Raw genomic sequence first — 6,583 nt, 5'->3', positions numbered from 1 at the left:
AGGAAAGACGGTTATGCCTATACATTCTGAATCTGGCAGTCTCACCCCCATCGAGGGGGATTCGCCTGCCTTGGGGGACTATTCCTCCCCACGTCTGAAGCCGGGGGCTTCTCGTCCCCCAAACCCCCTATTTTCGGTGAGCATCAGGTAACCAGGTATGTAAGGGGAAAATCGGTAATTTTACGCCGTAAGCAATTAACAAGCCTGCATAAACCGCCAATTCCATTCCCATGGGGTAATGCTTTTGGGCAAGCTGTTGCATATCAAAGGTAACGGTGTCGCCATAGAATGCCATGGCTAATGCCGCGATGAGAATGAAGATAGAACCTGCGGCGGTATAAAGAATAAACTTAGTCGCGGCATAGAGGCGCTTTTCTCCACCCCAGATGGAAATCAGCAGATACACGGGAATCAGTTCTAATTCCCACATTAAGAAGAATAATAGTAAGTCCTGAGCCGCGAAAACGCCAATCTGGGCGCTATACATCACCAGCATCAGGGCATAAAACAGACGAGGCTTACGGTTGACTTTCCAAGATGCCAGAATAGCCAGAGTCGTAACTAAGCCCGATAGCACAATTAGGGGCATTGAGAGTCCATCGACTCCGACTGACCAATTTAAGCCTAGTTGGGGAATCCAGGAATAAGTTTCTTGGAGTTGGAACTGAGAATTTTGTAAATCGTAGTGACGCCAAAAGGCATGGATGGTGAGGAGGAAGTTTGTCATGCCAACCCCTAGGGCATACCAGCGGACGGTTTTACCTTCTTTGTCAGGGATCAGAGGAATCGCTAGAGACGCCAGCAGCGGCAATACAATAATCGTCGTTATCCAGGGTATTTGACTGCCAATCATGACTAAGGATATATGCTTATCGTTAATGTTGGTTACATTGTATTAAGTTTCGTAAAGGTTTGAGAAGAGGAGAAACACAAGCATACCAAATCTTCACAATAAACAGGACTAATACAAAGTTTCTCTGGGATTAAGGTTGAGGAGCTACTGAGCGAGTTTTTATATCACAAAATATTTAAATTGTCAATAGCTGAATCCTTGGCTACCGATCGCCCATCCATTATCCTGAAGGGTATAGGCTGAATCACCGATTGAGGATGTGAGTGTGGGGTGGCGCGATCGCACTGCGCTAGTCGATCATGGTTTGTAGGGGCGGGTTTAGGGACTTTCGTTTCGCTATTAGATGATAACGTTTGCTCAAAACCCGCCCTTTCCAGATGTTGGGGCAGGTTGTTAACGGTTGAGATTAGGGAACCTTTCTCAAGGTAGATGTTTTGAATGGTTTAACCGGATTTGTGTTGTTTTGAATATTGTCGTTTAAACAATGCTCCAAAACCTAGGGCTGTAGCCGAACCAAGTAGAGTCAAGGGTTCAGGTACGGGTGTGGATGGAGTAGAAAACCCCTCAATTTTTAACTCGACTCGAGAACGAGCTTGTGCTTGGTTAGGGTTAGGTGCGCCATCCAACCAACTCATCCTAGCAATACCAGAAAGAGTGCTAATTTGGGTATCGCTGGAAAAATAGTTTTTGGTGATATTTTGCTCACCCTCTGGTTCAGGTGCAACAGCGGAACTCGAAACTGGATCAATATCAATTCCGTTAATCGCATCGACTTGCAAAAGCATTTCAGTACCCGGAGCCACTTTTCCCTCTTTGGTTTGTGATCGAGTCCAGAGGTAGAATCCATTAAAGGATGTTGCTGGTGGAGTCGCCTGGTAATATGAAATAGTTTGATTTTGAATGGTAAAGGAAACCGTATTTCCATCCCAATCCAACGTCCAGGGAACCTCTTCCTGGTTTTGCCATTCCCATTGCAATTCCTCTATTGGATCACCATCATCTTCCTTGGTGGAAAACTCCCAGTCACCTGATCCTTGAACACCAGCTCTACCATCCAATGTCCAGTTCAAGTTAGTCCAGCCATCGGGGGGATTCCCTCCCTCCTTAACAAAGTTTACGTTGACCGCAAATGCGGGTTGGGATAGCACGCCAAAACCAATGACAGATGCTCCCACCGCTAAACTTGTAGTAATCAGCTTGTTGCGTATTAAATTCATGGCAACCTCCAAGTAATGTGGAGATTATTTTTATAACTACTGTCAAGTAGTTTAATTCTTTAAGCAGAATTAATTCAGAAATGTAATACTAAAATATATGATTATGCTTTTCTTCGTAAACTGCATATTTTCTTAATGATTAGCTTATGTAGCCAGTCAAAAAAGATTAATAAATTATAAGTTATAGCACTACGCACTAAGGTTAGGACATATCAAGAAAAATTCAAATCGCTCAATCCCTTGTCAGGTAAGCTTTTGTCTTCACTATTGCATATTCCACACCGAGCGAAGCCGAGGTGTTGCCTATTCCCTATTCCCGCTTCGCGTAGCGCTATATAAGCATCATGCACAGTTACGGTTGTGAGAGGGCGCAAGCCTTGCGCCCCTACAGTCCTCACCCCCCAGCCCCTCTCCATCTCCCCTTTCAAAGCGGGGTTAGGGGAGATGGAAAGGGGAGCAAGAATGCCTAATACTTGCGTTCTTGGGGTTCAAAGCGGGTCATCGCCACCGATTTATACTGCAAATCAATTCCGGCTGAGGAATAGTATGCCAAGGTATGCTTTAAGAAGTTGGTATCATCCCGTTGGGGATAATCCTCGCGAGAATGGGCACCGCGACTTTCTTGGCGATTTAGGGCAGAGGTGAGAATAATTTCCCCAACCACCATCAGATTCCGCAGTTCCAACGCCTCGATTAATTCCGTGTTCCAGCAGCTTCCTTTGTCATCTAAATAGATATTTTCATACTGCTGTTTTAACTGTTGCAGTTGATTTAATCCTTCCTGCATTAATGCTTCGGTGCGGAAGACGCCGCAGTATTGAGTCATGCAGTCTTGGAAGTTTTGACGCAGTTGACCGATGCGTAGGCTTCCGGATTGACCCAGCAAGGCATTAATCTTATTCTGGGCAGCATTGAGATAGAGTTGTTCATCAATGTCAGGTAATTTGCGGTTTTGAATATATTGCGCGATCGCAGCCCCGGTTCGTTTGCCGTAAACCACGCACTCTAGCAGGGAATTACTCCCCAAGCGATTAGCACCGTGAACCGAGACACAAGCCGATTCCCCTGCGGCAAAAAATCCGTCAACTAATCCATCGGGTCCACTTCGCACCTGTCCATCGGTATTGACAGGAATGCCACCCATGGAATAATGGGCAGTAGGACGCACGGGCATCGGTTCGTATACGGCATCAACCCCAACCAGTCGGTGGGCTTCTTCCCAACAGAAGGGAATACGACTCATGATCTTTTCCTTGCCCATGTGTCGCAAATCCAGATAGACGCAAGGACCGCCAGGATTCCCATCCGGATGCACTCCTCGACCCGCACGAATTTCTAATGCGATCGCGCGTGAGGTAATATCTCGTGGGGCGAGCTCCATTTTACTCGGCGCATAATTTGCCATGAAGCGATCGCCTTCGCTATTAATTAGATACGCTCCTTCACCCCGTACCGCTTCGGAAATTAACACACCTACCGGATACAACCCCGTCGGATGAAACTGGACAAACTCCATATCCTCCAACGGTACTCCCGCCAACGCGGACATGGCTAAACCATCTCCCGTCGAGGCAAAATCATTGGACGTGGTATTAAACACCCGTCCATATCCCCCGGTGGCAAACATCACCGCTTTTGCCCGTACCACTTGCAGGTGAGTCGTCAGGAGGTTAAACATTACTACCCCTTTTGCCTGCCCATCTTCCAAAATCAGCCGCATGACGTACCATTCTTCGTACACCGTCACGTCGTTCTTGCGGAGATTACTTACCAGTTCATGCAGAATCGCATGACCCGTTTTATCGGCAGCATAGCAGGTACGGCGATGGGAATGACCCCCAAAGGCACGTTGGGCAATGCGACCATCAGGTAAGCGGGAAAAGAGTACCCCCAGATGTTCTAAATCAATCACCACATCGGGAGCTTCGCGGGTAAGAATTTCCACCGCATCTTGATCCGCTAGATAATCCGATCCCTTAACCGTATCAAAAGCGTGGGCTTCCCAGGTATCCTCCGCATCCACATTTTTCAGCGTCGCCGCCATCCCCCCTTGCGCCGCAACGGAGTGGGAACGAATCGGATGGGTTTTGGCAACCAGTGCCACATTCAGCTTCGGATCAGTGCGTTTAATTTCCAACGCCGCCCGACACCCGGCTAAACCACCGCCGACAATAATGACATCGTGTTCTCGCATCTCAACTCGATTGAATTTCTGCTGTTATCTATCTTGACTGATTACTAAAATTCCCTACCGAAAGTCGGGGCGGGTTTAGTTACATCCGGTTGCAAGCGAAAAGATAGTGGTGAAACCCGCCCCTACAGAGACACCACATCCTGTGAAAAGTTAGTCTGACTTAGAGCCTTCTGGTACTAGCTAGTTGCCTGAGCCGGTTGGGATGCACCGCGACTGCTGCGATCGGCAGCCGTTGTTTCCTGCTCATCCATCGCTAATATTTCAATATGATTCAGCAATGTGGTCACAAAGGCAAAGAGTAAAAAGGGTAAGGATAAGACCAAGACTAATCCCACCGTTGCCAACGCATAAATTTGGCGATCGGCACTCCACAACGCTAGTGCAGAGGCAAGACTTATGAAAATGACGATTAACCACACAATGACTTGTCCATAGATATCGCCAAAACTCAGGGTGCAGATCAAGCGATATTTGTTAAATTGTTCCATCATCAACCTCGACACATTTCTTTAAGTTCCAAGGATAAGACCGTATTTGAGTTTTGGCACATTTCTCAACATATTTTTATGATATCCGCAATATTTGTTTACAATGTGTGTCATTCGTCCTTGGTTAGGGAACAGGAAACAGGGCATTCAAGAACAGCTTCGGGTTCCAAGTAGCTTGGTGGAAATAGACCGAACTCTATTAAGTTCTGTAAATATACCTCAAACCGTTACAAAGGACGTAGCTTGCTAACCCACCAAAGCCTTGAACAACGGTGCGTTACGCTTCGCTAACGCACCCTACAATTGGGTGGGGTTAACTAACAGTCGGTAAATATCTAGACAATTAGTGACATAACTAGACATTTTCTCGGATATAATCAGGAAATGTTTAGTTTACCCCCCAACAAGCAGCTACTCGACTTTGTGTGACGGTCTTGCAGGTTGCACCGATGGGAACTCAACGGCTGGCTTCGGAGCTTCTCGGACGGCTGGTAGTCCGGAGTCGATATGATATTGTTGACTTAATTGGTACATAAGGGAGTCGAAGTCATAAGCATAAAAAAAATAGTGACCGAACTGAGGAAGGTAGCCAAAAAGCGATGACAACGATAACTTATTGCAAAGGGTTGCCAACTCCTGCCGATGAACTTAACCCCATCGGTTTCACCGACTTGGAGATGTTTTTAACTTCATTGTCCGATATATTCTATCAAGCAACAGTTGAAACAGTTAACCATTTATTAAATAAAGAAATAAAATTTAATCAATCCAGTTGGAATAGTAATATTCAAGAGAAATACGGACTCAGCAAGCGTTATGCTAACGGAGTAATTTCATTAGCTAAAGGAAAAACTGCCTCAGCCAAAGAATGTAGAAAAAGACAGATAAAGCAATTAAAATCACGAGTTAAGTCAGCGAAAGATTGGGTAAACAGAGCCACGAAGAAAATTAAGTTAGCTCGGAAGTTTTATGGGAAAAAGAACTGGAAAGCCTCCAAAAAAGGCTGTAATTTTCCCTTGTCGTCAAACCTCAAGACGAGAAAAACTAACTGGCATCATCTGCGTCAAGGTCTGCATCATAAAAAGCGATATATCAACCGACTTCACAATCAAATTAAACATCTGAAATCGGCGAAAATTAGAGTGAAGGTATCCAGAGGGTCAGTATTTATTGTTGGTTCCAAGGATGAAAGTTATGGGAATCAAACTTGTCAATGGTCTGGGGATACTATCAAGTTGAGAGTCCCCGGTTGTCTGGAAGCAAAGTTTGGGAAATATGTCACATCAAAAATAGGCAGCTTCTCAAGAAAGATTAATAGATTACCCAATAGTGGTGCGAAAACATGGCACTTCTATAGAAAGGATAATCGCTGGGTGGTCGCTGTTCAATTCACACCCGCATCGGTGGAGAAAGTTAGTAGAGAAATTAAGTATGGTGCCCTGGGCATCGATCTAAATCCTAGTTCTATTGGTTGGGCTTATGTTGATGGTCAAGGAAATTTAAAAGCTCAGGGAACTCTTCCTTTTCAGACCGGTTTACCCACAGGGAAACAAGATGCTCAAATTGTAGAGGTTTGTTTGAAATTGGCAGCTTTAGCCAGAAGTTTTCAGAGCCCTATTCTGTGCGAAAGCTTAGATTTTTCGACCAAGAAAGCTCAATTACGAGAACGTGGAAAAAAATATGCTCGAATGCTTTCTGCCTGGGCATACAGTCGTTTTTATCAGATTTTGTCATCGATTTTATCCAACCGAGGAATAACTCTTTCTTTGTGCAATCCAGCTTACACGAGTTTGATTGGATTGGTTAAATATAGTCGGATGTATGGACTATC

4 protein-coding genes and 1 pseudogene are annotated in these 6,583 nt (G+C 45.3%); 1 reads left to right on the top strand and 4 read right to left on the bottom strand.

Annotated elements, in window-relative coordinates; all coding sequences use genetic code 11:
* Window positions 1–136: 136 nt before the first annotated feature.
* The 4 genes and pseudogenes from RIC07_RS19280 to RIC07_RS19265 all read right to left on the bottom strand — a co-directional run.
* A pseudogene (locus tag RIC07_RS19280) lies at window positions 137–853 on the bottom strand (NADH-quinone oxidoreductase subunit M); the annotation flags it as partial.
* Window positions 854–1,296: 443 nt separating this feature from the next.
* Complete coding sequence (locus tag RIC07_RS19275; RefSeq protein ID WP_446395933.1) at window positions 1,297–2,070, bottom strand: PEP-CTERM sorting domain-containing protein; 774 nt, start codon at window positions 2,068–2,070, stop codon at window positions 1,297–1,299.
* A gap of 466 nt (window positions 2,071–2,536) precedes the next feature.
* Entirely contained in the window at window positions 2,537–4,264 is a 1,728-nt protein-coding gene (locus RIC07_RS19270; RefSeq protein ID WP_446395932.1) for a succinate dehydrogenase/fumarate reductase flavoprotein subunit, read from the bottom strand.
* A 176-nt stretch (window positions 4,265–4,440) separates the two neighbouring features.
* Window positions 4,441–4,752: a hypothetical protein gene (locus RIC07_RS19265; protein WP_446370958.1), complete on the bottom strand. Its 312-nt coding sequence runs from the start codon at window positions 4,750–4,752 to the stop codon at window positions 4,441–4,443.
* A 599-nt stretch (window positions 4,753–5,351) separates the two neighbouring features.
* Here RIC07_RS19265 and RIC07_RS19260 point away from each other — a divergent pair.
* Window positions 5,352–6,583, top strand: a 1,232-nt coding sequence (locus RIC07_RS19260; protein WP_446395931.1) for a hypothetical protein, incomplete at its 3' end; no start/stop codon positions are given.

Source organism: Coleofasciculus sp. E1-EBD-02 (genome assembly GCF_040218245.1).
GTDB lineage: Bacteria > Cyanobacteriota > Cyanobacteriia > Cyanobacteriales > Coleofasciculaceae > Coleofasciculus.
The sequence above is the reverse complement of the archived record's forward strand: the minus strand, read 5'-3'. Positions and strand labels throughout refer to the sequence as shown.

What these genes read in the sequence shown, in the direction of transcription:
- RIC07_RS19275 (WP_446395933.1), bottom strand. Translation starts at nt 2,070, where the DNA reads ATGAATTTAATACGCAACAAGCTGATTACTACAAGTTTAGCGGTGGGA.
- RIC07_RS19270 (WP_446395932.1), bottom strand. Translation starts at nt 4,264, where the DNA reads ATGCGAGAACACGATGTCATTATTGTCGGCGGTGGTTTAGCCGGGTGT.
- RIC07_RS19265 (WP_446370958.1), bottom strand. Translation starts at nt 4,752, where the DNA reads ATGGAACAATTTAACAAATATCGCTTGATCTGCACCCTGAGTTTTGGC.